14 protein-coding genes are annotated in these 15,786 nt (G+C 69.5%); 5 read left to right on the top strand and 9 right to left on the bottom strand.

All coding sequences use genetic code 11. The features are described from left to right. Positions 1-28 precede the first annotated feature (28 nt). From D457_RS0128365 to D457_RS0128355, 3 genes are all read left to right on the top strand, one after another. On the top strand, positions 29-487 hold the full coding sequence (locus D457_RS0128365; RefSeq protein ID WP_017584056.1) for a glycosyltransferase family 28 protein: 459 nt from the start codon (positions 29-31) through the stop codon (positions 485-487). Then, complete coding sequence (locus D457_RS0128360) at positions 484-2,025, top strand: glycosyltransferase (protein WP_017584055.1); 1,542 nt, start codon at positions 484-486, stop codon at positions 2,023-2,025. The genes D457_RS0128365 and D457_RS0128360 overlap by 4 nt, the downstream gene beginning before the upstream one ends. Positions 2,026-2,207: 182 nt before the next feature. Next, positions 2,208-2,792, top strand: a complete 585-nt coding sequence (locus D457_RS0128355) for a GNAT family N-acetyltransferase (RefSeq protein WP_017584054.1) — start codon at positions 2,208-2,210, stop codon at positions 2,790-2,792. A gap of 43 nt (positions 2,793-2,835) precedes the next feature. On the opposite strand, the gene D457_RS0128350 is transcribed toward D457_RS0128355, so the two are convergent. The 8 genes from D457_RS0128350 to D457_RS0128315 all read right to left on the bottom strand — a co-directional run bounded on the left by D457_RS0128350 (position 2,836) and on the right by D457_RS0128315 (position 12,823). After that, entirely contained in the window at positions 2,836-3,939 is a 1,104-nt protein-coding gene (locus D457_RS0128350) for a glycoside hydrolase family 26 protein (RefSeq protein WP_017584053.1), read from the bottom strand. Between the two features lie 161 nt (positions 3,940-4,100). After that, positions 4,101-5,009 carry a sulfotransferase gene (locus D457_RS0128345; protein WP_017584052.1) on the bottom strand — a complete coding sequence of 303 codons (909 nt, stop codon included), beginning with the start codon at positions 5,007-5,009 and terminating at the stop codon, positions 4,101-4,103. Positions 5,010-5,212: 203 nt separating this feature from the next. Further along, on the bottom strand, positions 5,213-6,373 hold the full coding sequence (locus tag D457_RS0128340) for a S8 family peptidase (RefSeq protein ID WP_017584051.1): 1,161 nt from the start codon (positions 6,371-6,373) through the stop codon (positions 5,213-5,215). Between the two features lie 474 nt (positions 6,374-6,847). Next, positions 6,848-8,116 carry a sulfate adenylyltransferase subunit CysN gene (gene cysN / locus D457_RS0128335; protein WP_017584050.1) on the bottom strand — a complete coding sequence of 423 codons (1,269 nt, stop codon included), beginning with the start codon at positions 8,114-8,116 and terminating at the stop codon, positions 6,848-6,850. A gap of 77 nt (positions 8,117-8,193) precedes the next feature. Beyond that, the gene (gene cysD, locus D457_RS0128330) at positions 8,194-9,126 is read right to left on the bottom strand and encodes a sulfate adenylyltransferase subunit CysD (RefSeq protein WP_017584049.1); all 933 of its coding nucleotides are present in this window, start codon (positions 9,124-9,126) and stop codon (positions 8,194-8,196) included. A gap of 61 nt (positions 9,127-9,187) precedes the next feature. Beyond that, a complete protein-coding gene (locus D457_RS0128325) occupies positions 9,188-9,979 on the bottom strand; it encodes a 3'(2'),5'-bisphosphate nucleotidase CysQ (protein ID WP_017584048.1) in 792 nt (263 codons plus the stop codon). Between the two features lie 3 nt (positions 9,980-9,982). Further along, positions 9,983-11,509 (bottom strand): sugar transferase, encoded by a 1,527-nt coding sequence (locus tag D457_RS0128320; protein ID WP_026117117.1) that lies wholly within the window; start codon positions 11,507-11,509, stop codon positions 9,983-9,985. Between the two features lie 339 nt (positions 11,510-11,848). After that, positions 11,849-12,823: a DsbA family oxidoreductase gene (locus D457_RS0128315; protein WP_017584046.1), complete on the bottom strand. Its 975-nt coding sequence runs from the start codon at positions 12,821-12,823 to the stop codon at positions 11,849-11,851. Between the two features lie 74 nt (positions 12,824-12,897). On the opposite strand from D457_RS0128315, the gene D457_RS0128310 reads away from it, so the two are divergent. Continuing rightward, positions 12,898-13,476: a TetR/AcrR family transcriptional regulator gene (locus D457_RS0128310; protein ID WP_017584045.1), complete on the top strand. Its 579-nt coding sequence runs from the start codon at positions 12,898-12,900 to the stop codon at positions 13,474-13,476. On the opposite strand, the gene D457_RS0128305 is transcribed toward D457_RS0128310, so the two are convergent. Next, a complete protein-coding gene (locus D457_RS0128305; protein WP_017584044.1) occupies positions 13,473-14,489 on the bottom strand; it encodes a LacI family DNA-binding transcriptional regulator in 1,017 nt (338 codons plus the stop codon). The genes D457_RS0128310 and D457_RS0128305 overlap by 4 nt on opposite strands. A 145-nt stretch (positions 14,490-14,634) precedes the next feature. Between D457_RS0128305 and D457_RS0128300 the strand changes: the two genes are divergently transcribed. Next, the gene (locus D457_RS0128300; protein WP_017584043.1) at positions 14,635-15,747 is read left to right on the top strand and encodes an endo-1,4-beta-xylanase; all 1,113 of its coding nucleotides are present in this window, start codon (positions 14,635-14,637) and stop codon (positions 15,745-15,747) included. Positions 15,748-15,786 lie beyond the last annotated feature (39 nt).

The raw sequence follows: 15,786 nt of genomic DNA, 5'->3' as shown, positions 1-15,786 counted from the left end.
ACACCCAGAGCAATGGACTGATGACTGAATGTCTGACCGACCGGTTCTCCTGGTGGCCTCCAGCGGGGGCCACCTCACCCAGCTCCGCTCCCTGCGCCCCTGGTGGCAGGGCAGGGAACGTGTGTGGGTCACCTTCCGCACCCCCGACGCCGAGTCCTCGCTGGCCGACGAGTCGGTGCGCTGGGCCCACCACCCCACCACGCGCCACGTCGGCAACCTGCTGCGCAACACGGTCCTGGCCCTGCGGGTGATGCGCGCACGGCGCCCCGCCGCCGTGGTCAGCACCGGTGCCGGGGTGGCCCTGCCGTTCTTCGTCCTGGCCTGGCTGATGCGGATACCCACCGTCTACATCGAGGTCTACGACCGCATCGACACCCCCACCCTCACCGCCCGGCTCTGCAAGCCCTTCACCCGCCTGTTCCTCGCCCAGTGGGAGGAGCAGCGCTCGTTCATGCCGACCGCCATCACCGTAGGACCGCTCCTGTGACTGAACAGACCACACGCCCCACGCGCCGCCCCGACGGCAGCGACCACCCCGACGTGGTCGTCAGCCTCGGCACCGACCACCACGCCTTCGACCGTCTGGTGCGCTGGACCGACGACTACGCCCGCCGCCACCCGGACCTGCGGGTACTGGTGCAGCACGGGCACAGCCAGGCCCCGGCCAGGGCCTCGGGCACCCCGTTCCTGCCCGGGGAGGAGCTCTCCGAAGCGATGCGCTCGGCCACCGTCGTGGTCACGCACGGCGGCCCCGGGACCATCACACAGGCGCGGGCCGCCGGGCACCTGCCGGTCGTGGTCGCCCGGGACCCCGAGCTGGGCGAGCACGTGGACAACCACCAGCTGCTGTTCGTCAAGCGGGTGGAGGAGGCGGGCCGGGTGCGCGCCTGCACCACCGCCCAGCAGCTGCACGCGTTCATCGACAAGGCCCTGGCCTCACCCGAGGACTTCCGGGTGGACTCGGGCGCCGACGACGGGACCGAACGCGCGGCCCTGCGCGCCGGTCAGCTCATCGACCTGCTCACCCACGAGACGGACGAGGCCCCGGTGGACAGTGCCCGGGAGGGCTCCGCGACGGGGGCCGAGACCACCGCGGCGACCAGGACACCGAACGACACCTGGCCGGCCGTGACGGTGGTCGTGCCCACCCGTGACCGGCCCGAGCTGCTGCGCCGCACCCTGCGGGCGATCGTCGAGCAGGACTACCCCGGGCGGATCACCACCATCGTGGTCTACGACAACGATCAGCCCGACCCCTCGCTCGCCCACGCCGAGGGCGACCGCCCGGTCCGGGTGGTGACCAACACGCTCACCCCGGGGCTGGCAGGGGCGCGCAACACCGGTGTGCTGGGTGCCGATACCGAGCTCGTGGCCTTCTGCGACGACGACGACACCTGGCTGCCCGAGAAGCTCCGCACCCAGGTGGAGATCATGCGCGCCGAACCCGGCACCGACATGGTGTGCTGCGGCATCCAGGTGGTCTACGACCGGGTCGAGTCCGAGCGGATCCTGGACCGGACCAGCGTCACCTTCGCCGACCTGCTGAAGTCACGGCTGACCGAGCTGCACCCGTCCACCTTCCTGATCCGCCGGTCGGCCATGATCGACGGCTGCGGGACGGTGAGCGAGGAGATCCCCGGCAGCTACGCCGAGGACTACGAACTGCTGCTGCGGCTGGCCAGGCGCGCCCCGATCCGCAACATCCCCGAACCCGGCGTGCGGGTGCTGTGGCACCGCAAGTCCTTCTTCTCGGAGCGCTGGCACACCATCTCCACCGCGCTGCGCTGGCTGCTGGAGCGCTACCCGGAGTTCGCCCTGGTACCGCGCGGCTACGCGAGGATCGCGGGCCAGATCGCCTTCGCCGAGGCGGCCGCCAAGCGGCGCGGGCAGGCGCTGCGGTGGATCGGGCGGACTCTGCGCAACCGGCCGCTGGAGGGCCGGGCGTACCTGGCCGTCCTGGTGGTGTGCGGGGTCCCTGCGGGGTGGATCCTGCGCCTGCTGCACCTGCGCGGCAAGGGGGTGTAGGTGCCGGGCCGGTCCGCCGACCCCCGCGCGGCGAACCGGCCCGGACGAACGTTCCACCCTCTTCTGAACGCGTGGTCGAAGGTCAACGACGGCGGTCGGAAACGGGGAGGCGCCAGCCGGGTGCGGCCGATAATCTCGACACCGCACACGACCGAACAGGGGGACGCTTGTACAGGGAGCATGTGATCAGGGAAGCCGGCGCCGAGGACGTGGCGGAGGCCGCGGACACACTCACCGAGGCATTCCGGAACTATCCCTTCACCCGGCACACGATCTCCGCCGACGACCACCTCGCGCGGCTCCGCGAGTTCCAACGGATCTTCCTGGCCGAGATCGGCCTGCCGCACGGACGGGTGTGGGTGAGCGAGGGGCTGGACGCGGTCGCCGTGTGGTCCACACCCGAATCCGGCGGGGCCGAGGCGGTCATGACGGAGCTGCTGCCCACGCTGGTGAACCTCGCGGGCGACCGCGCGGACGCCTACGCCTCGGCGGAGGGGGCCATGGAAGGGCACCGGCCCACAGAACCGGTCTGGTTCCTGGGCACCGTGGGGGTCCGTCCTGAGGCACAGGGCCGGGGACTGGGCCGCGCCGTGGTCGGCGCCGGGCTGCGCGAGGCGGACGCGGCGGGCGTGCCTGCGTTCCTGGAGACCTCCTCGCCGGGGAACGTCCGGCTGTACGAGTCGCTGGGTTTCCGGGTCACCGCCGAGTACGACCTGCCCGACGGCGGTCCGCGCACCTGGTCGATGCACAGGCCGGCGGGCGGCTGATCAGAACCGTCCCGGGATCGGAGTCCTGCCCTGGAGCAGGCGCTCAGTCGCGGGTGGCGGCGTACTCGGCGAGGCGGCGGACCCGCTCGGGCAGGTTCACGTAGGGGTCCTGTCCGGCCAGTTCGAAGCCGCGCCGGGCGTACTCGTTGGCCTGGATCCGGAAGTCGCAGCCGTCGCCGACCTTGCTGTCCCACAGCTTCACCGCGCGCACGCGCTCGTAGCGTTTGAGGACGTCCGGGACGTCCGTGTACCACTTCAGGGTCTCCCGGGGGCCGATGTTGGTGGTGCCCATCTCGCCGATCATGACCGGTTTGGTCGGGTCGATACCGTGTTTGGGCCCCTCCTCCTGGATCCATTCGTAGGTGGGGGCGAGCGCGTCCTCGAAGGAGTCGACGTGGGTCCAGTTGTTCATCTTGTCGCAGCCGGTCATGTTGTACGCCTCCCAGCTGATCCAGTCAACGTAGTTGTTGCCGGGCCACAGGCCGGGGAGGCGGTTCATGTTGCCGGGCCAGCCGGTCACGTTCCACACCCAGATGACGTTGTCCGCGCCCTCGGAGCGGTACAGGTCGACGATGTGCTGCCAGGAGCGCACGAACTGGGCGGGGGTACCGCGCTTGTTGTAGCGGTTCTTGCCGTCGGCCTCGTGGTCGAAGGTGACGAAGTAGGGCACATCCAGCTCCGCGATGGCTCGCGCCTGGGAGCGCAGCGAGGAGTCGAACTCGCCGTTGATGATGCTGCGGTAGGAGATGTCCGGGTGCCCGGGCCGGGTGAAGCGGCGGGCCTCGATGTTGGTGTGCACGAAGCGGCCCTCGGCGATCATCCGAAGTTCGCGGTCGCCGGGGACGTTCGGCTGGTCGATGCCGCGCCAGGTGTAGACGATGTCCATGTCCCGGCCCACCGCGGACTCCAGCGCGCGCACGTCGTCGCCGTAGGGGCTGGCCCCCCACCAGACCCCGCAGGAGGGTTCGAGGATGTCGGAGACGGTGCAGTGGATCTCCCGGGAGGAGGGCATCCCGAGAAGCGGTGCCGACCGGTGGGCCGGCTGGCTCTCGGGCGGCTGGCTCTCCGCCGGTGTCGCGGCGTCGGAGGGCGCGTCGCCCACCCCCGCGAGCCCCAGGGCGAGGAGCAGAGCCCCCGCCACCGCCATCCCCCGTACCGGTCCGCTGTCCACGGCCAACCGCCCCCTAGCTCACCCGAATACGACACAGAGTGTTCACGTGATGACCATACGTCATATTTTACGCACGCAACACCCTGTCGTTCGCTGAGCGGACATGAGTACGCACAGCTCTCAGCAGACCCGTGCCCTCAGTAGCCGTAGCGTCCGCGCGTGGGAGAGGTGACTGCGGCAACCAGGCCACGGCGCCACGGGGCCATCCCCTCACGCCAGGCGTGATCGGCCCGGACACCCACCGGACCGGTCCTGAAGCGCATCGGATTGCCGGAGACCGCGTGGCCCTCGGACAGCTTCACCCCGCCCTCACCCAGGGTGAGCGGCGCTCCGGTGTGCCCGGCGAAGGCGGCCACGCGCCCGAACTCGGCCTCCGGGTCGGCCACGAAATCTTCGTAGCGCACCCGCAGGGTCGGGACCCCCCGCCGGGCCAGCGCGTCCAGCGTGGAGTTCTGGGTCATCCACTGCACCGCCGAACGACCTGCCGAGTAGCGCGCCATCTCCGGCTCGGAACTTCCCGGCGACGCGTCCGGGCGTGCCACCCGCTTGCCCCAGGAGTGCGCCACCGCCCGGGGGTCGCGCACCACGTGCAGCAGGCGCATCCGAGCCCCGTACCGCCAGCGCAAGCAGGCCGCCAGGGAGGCGTGCTTACTGGCGTCCACGATCACCCGGGCACCGCTGACCTGCGCGACCGCCGAGTAGAGCCGGTGATAGAGGTCCGTGTAGCGCGCAGTGCGGGCCGCGAGGGCGCCCTCCCCCGCCGACCCGTTGAGCAGCGCCGGCAGGTAACGGGTCCGGTCGACGCCGTCCTTGAGCCGTAGCACCCGCTGGACGTCCAGGCATTCCCAGCCGCCGAACGCCCGCTTGCCCACCTCCGCCCAGAATCCGCAGTCGGCGAAGGCCAGACCGCAGCCGCAGCGCTCGTTCTCCACCAGACCCCGCTGCCACAGGTGCACGATCTCACCGACGGAGCAGAACCCGGGCAGCTCACCAAGAAGGCGCTCGATCAGGGTGGAACCGGAACGACCCATCCCGCCGACGAACACCAGACGATATCCATCCACGGACCCAGGCTATTACCTGAAGTCATTGAGAATTAGCGGAACGTGATATTGCTCCGTGTCGACGGCCCGGGAACAGGGACAACCCCGGGCGGGAGGTTCACTCCCGGCCCGGGGCCGTTTCACTCGCGGTCGACGGTCAGTCCGTCAGGATGTGGACGCGCGGGGACTCCACAGCCTGGACGGTCCTACAGACCCTCGACGTTCAGCAGCAGGTTGACTGTGTTGCCGGGCACGCCGCTGAGCTTGTCCTCGCCGCCGTTCGCGATCAGCCAGTCGAGGATGACGCCCTGCTCGTCATCGCCAAAGGTGCTCTTGTACAGTGCGGCGGCACCGGCCACGTGCGGGCTGGCCATCGAGGTACCGCTGAAGCTGTCCGTGCCGCCACCAGGGATGGTGGACTCGACGGCCACGCCGGGAGCGTAGATGTCAACGGCCGGACCGTGGTTGGAGAAGGAGGCGGTGGCGTCGTTCCGGTCGGAGGCACCGACTGCGACCACACCCTCGGCACCGCCCGGGGAGACGTTGCCCGTGTCCTGGCCCTCGTTGCCCGCAGCGACGGCCACGAACACACCAGAGTCGGCCAGAGCGTTGACCGCGTCGTCCACGGCCTGCGAGGCCGGGCCGCCCAGGGACAGGTTGGCGACCGCGTTGTCCGCGGAGTTCTCGGCCACCCACTCGATGCCCGCGATGACGTCGTCGTAGGAACCCGAGCCGTCGTCGCCGAGTACCTTGACGCCGATCAGGTCGGCACCCGAAGCCACACCGTAGCTGTCCGCACCCACGGTGCCCGCCACGTGCGTGCCGTGGCCTTGACGGTCGCCGCCGTCACCGCCGGTGGCGTCGAAACCGACCGAGGCGCGGTCACCGAACTCGGGGTGGGAGTCGTCGATCCCGGTGTCGATGACGTAGACGGAGGTGCCGCTGCCGTCGGACTCAGTCGTGTAGGACCCGTCCAGGGGCAGGTCCTCCTGGTCGATCCGGTCCAGGCCCCACGGGACCAGGGTGTGGGCCTCGCCGACCTGCTCGATGTAGGCGACGCCGTCCTGGGCGCGCAGCTTCTCGACCTCGGCCGCGCTCAGCGTGGCCGAGTAGCCGTTGATGGTCTCCTCGTAGACGTGGTTGACCTGGTCGGCGGAGATGCCGAAGGCCGACGCGGAGACGGACGTGGTGGTGATGGTGTCCTCGAGGACGACGAACCAGTCACCGCCCGCGGCGGAAGAGGTCGTGTACACCGGCGCGAGTTCCTGGGCGCCAGCGGTGGTGGCGCCGGAGAGCGCCAGGGGAATGGTGAGTGCGCTGACCGCGACAGCGCTGAACGCGACCCTGCGAGTGGGCTGCTTCTTCACGCGGTTCCTCCTTGTGGGGGTATTCATAGTGGGAGTACGCGACAGGACATAACCGTGCGTATTGGATCGATTGCTAACCCGTACGCGATTCGCACACTTTAGACAGATATGACCCGTGAATGCCAGAGGATGAGCGAATTTTTCTGAACGATCACCCTTCGCATCACTAGCCAATGCGCCAGGTTCCCTTGCTTCGGGGTGACAATCTGTTTGGTCTGAACGCCTACATACGCCCCTAACGCCGGGTAACTTCCAAGCCCCCGAGAACCGCCTTCCACCCGATTCCCATTGGCACCGAGGCCCAGAAAAAAGCTGGTCAAGCCTTTACTTCAGGAAATATCAGCGCAAGAAACAGCCCTGGACCGGCCTGGACCGGCCTGGACCGGCCCAGCCGGGCACCCCAGTCGATAACACACGAAACGGGGCCGCCAAAAGCGGCCCCGCTCGGAATGTTTGGGCTTTTACCGGGTACCACTAGTCGGCTTTGACGACCATTCCTGCGCCCACCGTGGTGTTGGTGGCCTCGTCGATGAGGATGAACCCGCCCGTCTGCCGGTTCTTCGTGTACTCGTCCACGAAGAGCGGCTGGGTGGAGCGCAGCCGGACCCGGCCGATCTCGTTGAGCGCCAGGTGGTCCGCGCTCTCGTCGCGGTGCAGCGAGTTCACGTCCAACCGGTAGCGCAGGTCCTTGACCATGACCTTCGCGGTGCGGGTCGTGTGCTTGACCAGGAGCTTAGAGCGCGGCGTGAGCTTGCGGGCGTCCGTCATCCAGCACACCATCGCCTCGATGTCCTGGGACACCGCCGGGGTGTTGTTGGGGCGGCAGATCATGTCGCCCCGGGAGATGTCGATCTCGTCCTCCAGCAGCAGGGTGACCGACATCGGCGAGAACGCCTCCGCCACCTCCCCGTCCGCGGTGAGGATCTTGGCGATGCGCGTGGACAGCCCCGAGGGCAGGTGCGTGACCTCGTCGCCGGGCTTGAGGACCCCGCCCGCGAGCTGGCCCGCGTAGCCCCGGTAGTCGTGCAGCTCCGGGTCGTCGGACTTGTGCGGCCGGATCACGTACTGCACCGGGAAGCGCGCGTCGATCAGGTTACGGTCCGAGGCGATGTGCACGTTCTCCAGGTGGTGCAGCAGGGAACCGCCCGTGTACCAGGGCATGTTCTCGGATTGGCTCACCACGTTGTCGCCGTGCAGGGCGGAGATCGGCACGAACGTGAGGTCGCGCGCGTCCAGCTTGGCGGCGAACTCAGCGAACTCGGCCTTGATCTCCTCGAACCGGTCCTGGGAGTAATCGACCAGGTCCATCTTGTTCACCGCGAGCACCAGGTGCGGCACCTGGAGCAGGGTGGTGAGGAAGGCGTGGCGGCGGCTCTGCTCCTGCAGACCCTTGCGGGCGTCCACCAGGATGATCGCCAGATCGGCGGTGGAGGCGCCGGTGACCATGTTCCGGGTGTACTGGATGTGCCCGGGGGTGTCCGCAATGATGAAGGTGCGCTTGGGGGTGGCGAAGTAGCGGTACGCCACGTCGATGGTGATGCCCTGCTCACGCTCGGCGCGCAGGCCGTCGGTGAGCAGGGCGAGGTTGGTCTGCTCCTCGCCGCGAGCGACGCTGGTGCGCTCCACGGCGTCGAGCTGGTCCTCGAAGATGGACTTGGAGTCGTACAGCAGGCGGCCGATCAGGGTGCTCTTGCCGTCGTCCACAGAGCCCGCCGTGGCGAACCGCAGGATGTCGTTGCTCATGATGCCTGGTCCAATGTGCGAAGTATGAGACGGCCGGGGAGCCGCGAGTGAAGAGTGGGGAGGCGGCGGCGCGGCTGTTAGAAATAGCCCTCGCGCTTGCGGTCCTCCATCGCGGCCTCGCTGGCCCGGTCGTCGGCGCGGGTCTGACCGCGCTCGGTGATCCGGGTCGCGGCGATCTCGGCGATGATGTCGTCCAGCTCCACGGCCGTGGACTTGACCGCACCGGTGCAGGTCAGGTCACCGACGGTGCGGTAGCGCACGGTCTCGGTGAAGGGCACCTCGGTCTCTTCGCGCTGAATCAGCGGGGAGTCGGCGAGCAGGATGCCGTCACGCTCGAACACGCTCCGCTCGTGGGCGAAGTAGATCGAGGGCAGCTCCAGCTCCTCCCGCTGGATGTAGCCCCACACGTCGAGCTCGGTCCAGTTGGAGATCGGGAAGACCCGGATGTGCTCGTCCCGGTTGATCCGGGTGTTGAACACGTTCCAGAGCTCGGGGCGCTGGTTCTTGGGGTCCCACTGGCCGAACTCGTCGCGGAAGGAGAAGACCCGCTCCTTGGCGCGGGCCTTCTCCTCGTCGCGGCGGGCGCCGCCGAACGCGGCGTCGAAGCCGTTGTCCTCGATGGCCTCCAGCAGCGCCGAGGTCTGCAGCCGGTTGCGGCTGGCCCAGCGGCCGGTGGGCTCGGTGACCTTGCCCGCATCGATCTGCTCCTGGACCGAGGCGACGACCAGTCGCACCCCGGCCTGGGCCACCCGGCGGTCCCGGAACTCGATGACCTCGTCGAAGTTGTGTCCGGTGTCCACGTGCATGACGGGGAACGGGATCGGGCCGGGCCAGAAGGCCTTCTCCGCCAGGCGCAGCATGACGATGGAGTCCTTGCCACCGGAGAAGAGGAGCACGGGGCGCTCGAACTCCGCCGCCACCTCGCGCATGATGAAGATCGCCTCGGCCTCGAGGACGTCCAGCTGGGAGAGCTGGTAACGCCCGAGCGCCTGCTGACTCGCCTGACCCATGGAATCCGCCTTAGAAATACCGACACACACGACCGGTTCCACCGCGGAGGGGTCCTTCGGTTCAGGCCCCCGCGTGCGGACCGGCGCTGTCAAGGTCCGCGCCGTCGCGGATGCTTGCCAACAACATACCCGACAATTCCGATCGGCATACAAGGACATCGGGGAGTAGCGGGTCGGCTACGTTGTATTGCAGCTCGGAGCCGTCGATCCGGGAAGTGTGCAGGCCAGAGGCGCGCGCGACCGCCACCGGAGCGGCACTGTCCCACTCGTACTGCCCACCCGCGTGCACGTAGATGTCGGCGATACCGAGCAGCACGGCGCAGATCTTCGCGCCGGCCGACCCCATCGGGACCACCTCGGCACCGAGCTGGGTCGCCATGCGCTGCACGAACGCGGGCGGTCGGGTGCGGCTCGCGGTGATACGCAGCCGCTGACCCTCGGGGCGCTCCTCCGGTAGCCACGGCGGGTCGACCGTGGACAGGCAGCTGCCCTGGGCGGGTAGCGCCACCGCACCGGCGACCAGGTCTCCGTTCTCCCAGAGCGCCACGTGCACGGCCCAGTCGGTGCGGCCGGGCTCGGAGAACTCCCGGGTCCCGTCGAGCGGGTCGATGATCCACACCCGCCGGGCCTTCAGCCGCGCCGGGTCGTCCGCGCCCTCCTCGGACAGCACCGCGTCGCTGGGCCGCAGCCGCCCGAGCGCGGAGAAGAGGAACTCGTGCGAGGTACGGTCCCCCAGGGTGCGCAGGACCTCGGGCTCGTCGAAGCCGTGGCGGGCGCGCAGGCGCAGCAGCAGCTGCCCGGCCTCGCTCGCCAGGTCCCGGGCCACCTCATGATCGTTTCGGATGCTCTTCACCGGCTAGTATGCTCCCGCCCCACGGATCACCGCTGACCACGTCTTCCACAGAATCTGGATGTCCAGCGTCAGCGACCAGTTTTCCACGTACCGCAGATCCAGACGGACCGATTCCTCCCAAGAGAGGTCGGATCGGCCGCTGACCTGCCACAGACCCGTCAACCCCGGTTTGACCACCAGCCTGCGGCGGACGTCGTGCCCGTACTGGGCGACCTCCTCCGGCAGCGGCGGCCTGGGGCCGACGAGCGACATCTCTCCGCGCACCACGTTGATGAGCTGGGGAAGCTCGTCAAGCGAGTAGCGGCGCAGCCACGCCCCCACGGGCGTGACCCTGGGATCCCGACGCATCTTGAAGAGCACACCGTCGTGCTCGTTGCGGGGCCGGAGAAGACTCTTCAGCGCCTCCGCCCCGACCACCATCGTACGAAACTTGTAAACCGTGAACTCGGCCCCACCCCGGCCAACACGCGTTTGCCGGAAAAAAGCGGGTCCGCCGCCCTCGGATCGGATGAGCAGGCACAGGACCAGGAAGAGGGGCGAGAGCAGGACCAGGGCGAGCGCGGCGGCGCAGCGGTCGAAGGCGCCCTTGACCAGGCGGCGGGCGCCGACGAGCTCGGGATGCTCCACGTGCAGCAGGGGCAGGCCCGCCACCGGGCGGATCGTGGTGCGCGGACCGGCGACCTCCATGAGGGCGGAGGCGACGGTGAGATCGGTACCGGTCTTCTCCAGCTGCCAGGCCAGGCGGCGCAGCTCCACACCGTCCATCTCGGGGCAGGCCAGGACGGCGACGGTGTCCGCACCGACCAGGGCGGCGGCGTCGGCGGCGTCGGTGAAGCTGCCCAGGACCGGAACGCCCTCGATCTCGGCCGTGTGGGCCTCGTGTTCGGGCAGGCAGACGCCCACCACGCGCATGCCGTGGTAGATCTCGTCGCGGAAACGCCGGATGAGGTCACTCGCGGCCACGCCGTAGCCGACGACCACGACCCCGCTCATGCACGCCCCCGAACGGCGGCGTCGGTGCAGCGCCTTGCGTCGCGCGTAACGCAGGCCGAGGCTGAGCAGGACGATCAGGGGCAGCGCGACCAGCACGTAGCCGCGGGCGAGGTCGAACTTGACGGCGTAGGCGCCGACCGCGACGGTGGCGGCCAGGACCGCTCCGGCGACCGCGACCCGGCGGTACTCCTCGGTGCCCACCCCGAGGAAGCGGCGTTCGTAGCCGCCGCCGAGGCAGACGAAGACGACCCAGGCCAATGGCAGGATCAGGGAGATGACCAGGTAGGGGACGGTTGTGGCCGCGGCCAGGGAGCCGTGGAAGCGGACCGCGGTCCCGGCCAGGGTCGCGGTGAGGGCACCGGCCAGGTCCAGCCCGACCAGTCCGAGGACGTAGGGGCGCAACCAGGTGTCGGCCCGGGGGCCGGTGTTCACCAGGACCCGCCGGGGCGGGTGGGCGGGTGCTCCTTCCGCCCTTTTCGGACGCTCCTGCCGATGCGCGGCGGGTTTCCCCTGGACGGTCCCGCTGGTTGTCACCACGTATCCCCCAAGACCACGTACGGATTCCTGTGCTCACTATGAGTAATCGCCCCTGGCGTCATGGGACTCACGCGGAGGGTGTGAGCGGGGCGCGCTTCGGGGGGCGGAACTCGTACCGCCAACCCGAACAGTAACCAAAAGTAGTGGAAAAGTCGCCGTAGGTTGCGGCCTGTTGGGGAAGAAGTCCCGATCCAGCCGAGAACGTGTCTTTCCTGAGACCGGCCGGACCCTACCCCTTAGGGACAGGATCCGGCCAAATAGCGCCTGGACCGAAACCCCGCACGAAACGTGACGCGGCCCAGACCCAGCACGCGAAGCGCCGGGGCGGCACCCAGAGCGTCAGGCCAGCGAGGGGTCCATGACCGCCGCGAGCCGCAGGTGGGGCTCGGCCAGTCCCCGCTCTCCCTGGCGCTGGAGTGTGCGCCCCAGCAGCAGGTGGGCGTAGGCGTCGTCCGCACTCTCCTCGAGCAGCGCCTCCAGAGTGCTCCGTGCCCGGTTCAGCTGGGCGGAGCGGTAGTAGGCACGGGCAGCCAGGAAACGCACGTTGCGGTCGTCGGCGTGGGTCTCGGCCAGCGGCCCGAGCAGTTCGAGCGCGCCCAGCGGGTTGGCGAGCTCAAGCAGCGCCTCGGCCCGCCGCAACCGCTCCACCTCCTCCGGGAGCCGCCTCGGCTCCCGCCCGGCCGCCTCGGCCAGGAACTCGGCGATCAGCTCGGGCGACTGGGCCCCGGTGAGCGCCATGCCGTTGGCCACGAAGGTCGGCGAGGTACGTACGCCCTCGGCCTGCCCCCACAGCAGGAGTTCACGGACCCGCTCCACGCCGCCGCCCCCGGCCAGTAGCTCACCGCCCCGGGCGAACCCGGCCTCGGCGGCGATGCCCGCCAGCACCTCGGAGTCGGCGATGTCACGGCCTTCCACGAAGTGGGCGCGCAGTACGCCTTCGGCCACGGCGTCCTGGACCGCGGGCCCCTCGGCCTCGGCCAGGGCGAGCAGCCGGTGGGCGTCGTGGCTGTCGGCCCGCCAGGCGGCGCCCCAACGGTCGCCGAGCCCTTCGGCGGCGGCCAGCTCCGACATCTGGACCAGCTCGCCGTCCCCGCCCTGGACGGGACCGCAGGCCTCCAGAGCGACCTCGACGAAGGGGTCGCGCAGGAACTCCTCGACCGGCTCGGACACGGCGGGCGCCGTGGGGTCGATCCGGTAGGGCCGCCACACGACCTCGACCGGCTCGCCGGACCGCCCGGCCAGCGCGCGCTCCAAGCGTCGCTTACCGATGTACATCCAGGGGCAGACCACGTCCGCCCAGATCTCGATCCTCATGCGAGCAGAATAAACGACACCTGTCGCTTAATCAACATGTGTTGCTTAAGCGACAGATGTCGTACCCTGGTCCCGTGAATCCCGATGACCCCCGAGTCCAACGCACCCGCGACCGGCTGCGCGCCGCCCTGCTCTTCCTCGCCGCCGAACAGGAGCTCGGCTCCGTGACCATGGCCGCCGTGGCCAGGCAGGCCGGGATCAACCGGGCCACCGCCTACCAGCACTACGCCGACCTGGACGCCCTGGTCGCCGACGCGATGGACGGCGCCGTCACCCACGTGGCCCGCTGCGCCGCCCTCTGCCCGCTCGACCAGCCCCGGGGCCCGCTCGACCAACCCCGGAACCGGGCCCCCGAGCCGTTGGTCGACCTGTTCACCCACGTCGCGGCCAACGCTGTGCTCTACCAGCGGATGCTCTCCGCGCAGGGCAGCGCCCGCTTCTCGAACCTGCTGCGCCAACGGCTCACCGAGGCCCTCGCCGACCGCTTCAGCACCGGCGCCAGGCCACCCGGCTTCGACGACGTCCCGGTCACCACCCACGCTGCCTATCTCGCGGGCGCCCTGGTCGGGGTGGTCGCCATCGCCTGCACCGAGGACAGGGCCCCAGCGGACCACGCCCATGCCGCCTGGCGCCTGCTGGTCCCCGGGCGTTAGGGCGGCGGAGCGGTGCTGTGGCGGACGATGAGTTCGGTGGCCAGTTCCACCCGGGAGCTCTCGATGGTCTCGTTCTGGACGAGCCTGTGCACCGTGCGCACCGCGAGACGGCCCATGTCGGCCAGCGGCTGACGCACCGTGGTCAGCGGCGGTGAGGACCAGCGGGCTTCCGGAAGGTCGTCGAAACCGACGACGCTGACGTCGTCAGGCACGCGCAGGCCCCGCTGACGCAACGCCTCGTAGACGCCCAAAGCCATCTGGTCGCTGGAGACGAACACAGCGGTGGGGTGGTCCTCCCCCGCGAAGAGGCGCTGACCGGCCCGGAAGCCGGACTCGTAGGTGAACTCGGCCGGGGCGACCAGAGCCGGGTCCACGCTCAGACCCGCCGTCTCCAGGCCCGCGCGGTAGCCGTCGAGTCTGGCCCGGCTGCACCAGAGCTCGGGCCGGCCCTCCACGAAACCGATGCGCCGGTGGCCGAGCTGGATCAGGTACTCGGTGGCGCTGAGGCCACCGGCCCAGTTGGTGGCGCCGACCGTCGGCGTGACCAGTTCGGGGACGCCCACCGCGTCGATCACCACCGCGGGCACGTCCAGGTCGCGCAGCTGGCCGTTGAGTTTGGGGTCCAGGTCGGTGGTAACCAGGATCGCGCCGTCGCTGACCCGTGCGCGGACGTTGTCCAGCCACTGGCGGGCCGCCTTGGGTCGGTTGTGTATGGCCGAGACCACCACCCCGGTACCCGACTGGTGGGCGGCGTCCTCCACGCCCCGGATGATCTCGACCGCCCACGGACTGTCCAGATCGTTGAAGACCAGGTCGAGCAGGCCGACCCGTTCCTTGGGACGGGAACCGCGGCGGCGGTAGCCGTGCGTGCGCAGCAGGGTCTCGATCCGCTCCCGGGTGGCCGGTGCGACGTCGCCCCGGCCGTTGAGAACGCGCGAGACCGTCGGCGCGGAGACGCCCGCCTCCGCCGCGATGACGGAGATGGTGACCTCTCGTGAGGGGGTAGCGCCCACTGAACCTCCTTGGTCCCGCACCAGACTACGAGATCTTCGCGACAAGGGGTCTTGACGCTCCCGCCGGCAGAATTTACTGTCCATTTCCAACAAGTTTCGGAAGTTTCCGGAACTTGATCGGAAAACTGAGTCTGGAGCCCCCGCTATGAGACAGATTCGACTCTCCGCAGCCGTGCTCACCGCATTGGCTCTGACCCTCCCCGCGACCGGCGTCGCGTCGGCCGACATCCGGCCGGAAACCGCCCACCGACAGGACACCACCCTCCGCGACGCAGCCCCCAGCGGCTTCGTGATCGGCAGCGCCGTCGCGGGCGGCGGACACCACCAGGACGAGGACTACCCCGACCCCTTCACCGGGGACCAGGCCTACCGCCAGCTCCTGGCCCAGGAGTTCAGCTCGCTGTCCGCAGAGAACCAGATGAAGTGGGACCACCTGCGCCCGAGCCCGGACGAGTACGCCTTCGAGGACGCCGACGCCATCGTCGAGTTCGCACAGGCCAACGGGCAGGACGTACGCGGGCACACCCTCCTGTGGCACAGCCAGAACCCCGACTGGTTGGAGAACGGGAACTACTCCCCCGAGGAACTGCGCGCGATCCTCCAGGACCACGTCGAGACCGTGGTCGGCCGCTACGCGGGACAGATCCAGCAGTGGGACGTGGCCAACGAGATCTTCGACGACGGCGGCAACCTGCGCACCGGGGACAACATCTGGATCCGCGAGCTGGGGGTGGAGATCGTCGGCGACGCGTTCCGCTGGGCGCACGCGGCCGATCCCTCGGCGGAGCTCTACTTCAACGACTACAACGTCGAGGACGTCAACGCCAAGAGCAACGCCTACTACGAGCTGACCCAGGAACTGCTGGCGGAGGGTGTGCCGGTACACGGCTTCTCCGCGCAGACCCACCTCGCTCTCCAGTACGGATTCCCGTCCAGTCTCCAGCAGAACCTGGAGCGCTTCGAGGCCCTCGGCCTGGCCACGGCCCTGACCGAGGTGGACGTGCGCATGCAGCTGCCCGACGGCAGCGAGCCCACCGAGCAGCAGTTGGAGGAGCAGGCCGACTACTACGCGCGCGCCCTGGAGGCCTGCCTGAACGTCAGCGGCTGCGAATCGTTCACCGTCTGGGGCTTCCCCGACCGCTACTCCTGGGTGCCCAACACTTTCCCGGGTGAGGGCGGCGCGACCATCTACTGGGACGACTACGCCACCAAGCCCGCCTACGACGCACTCCGGGAGACCCTCCTGGCGGCGTCCTGATCCCTGCTGACGGATCCGGCCTGGGCCCGGATGCTCACG

Source organism: Nocardiopsis valliformis DSM 45023 (assembly GCF_000340985.1).
Lineage (GTDB): Bacteria > Actinomycetota > Actinomycetes > Streptosporangiales > Streptosporangiaceae > Nocardiopsis > Nocardiopsis exhalans.
Note: the sequence above shows the minus strand (reverse complement) of the source record. Positions and strands in the feature narration are given on the sequence as shown.

What these genes read in the sequence shown, in the direction of transcription:
- D457_RS0128365 (WP_017584056.1), top strand. Translation starts at nt 29, where the DNA reads ATGTCTGACCGACCGGTTCTCCTGGTGGCCTCCAGCGGGGGCCACCTC.
- D457_RS0128300 (WP_017584043.1), top strand. Translation starts at nt 14,635, where the DNA reads ATGAGACAGATTCGACTCTCCGCAGCCGTGCTCACCGCATTGGCTCTG.
- D457_RS0128350 (WP_017584053.1), bottom strand. Translation starts at nt 3,939, where the DNA reads ATGGCGGTGGCGGGGGCTCTGCTCCTCGCCCTGGGGCTCGCGGGGGTG.
- cysD (WP_017584049.1), bottom strand. Translation starts at nt 9,126, where the DNA reads ATGGGTCAGGCGAGTCAGCAGGCGCTCGGGCGTTACCAGCTCTCCCAG.
- cysN (WP_017584050.1), bottom strand. Translation starts at nt 8,116, where the DNA reads ATGAGCAACGACATCCTGCGGTTCGCCACGGCGGGCTCTGTGGACGAC.
- D457_RS0128315 (WP_017584046.1), bottom strand. Translation starts at nt 12,823, where the DNA reads ATGAGGATCGAGATCTGGGCGGACGTGGTCTGCCCCTGGATGTACATC.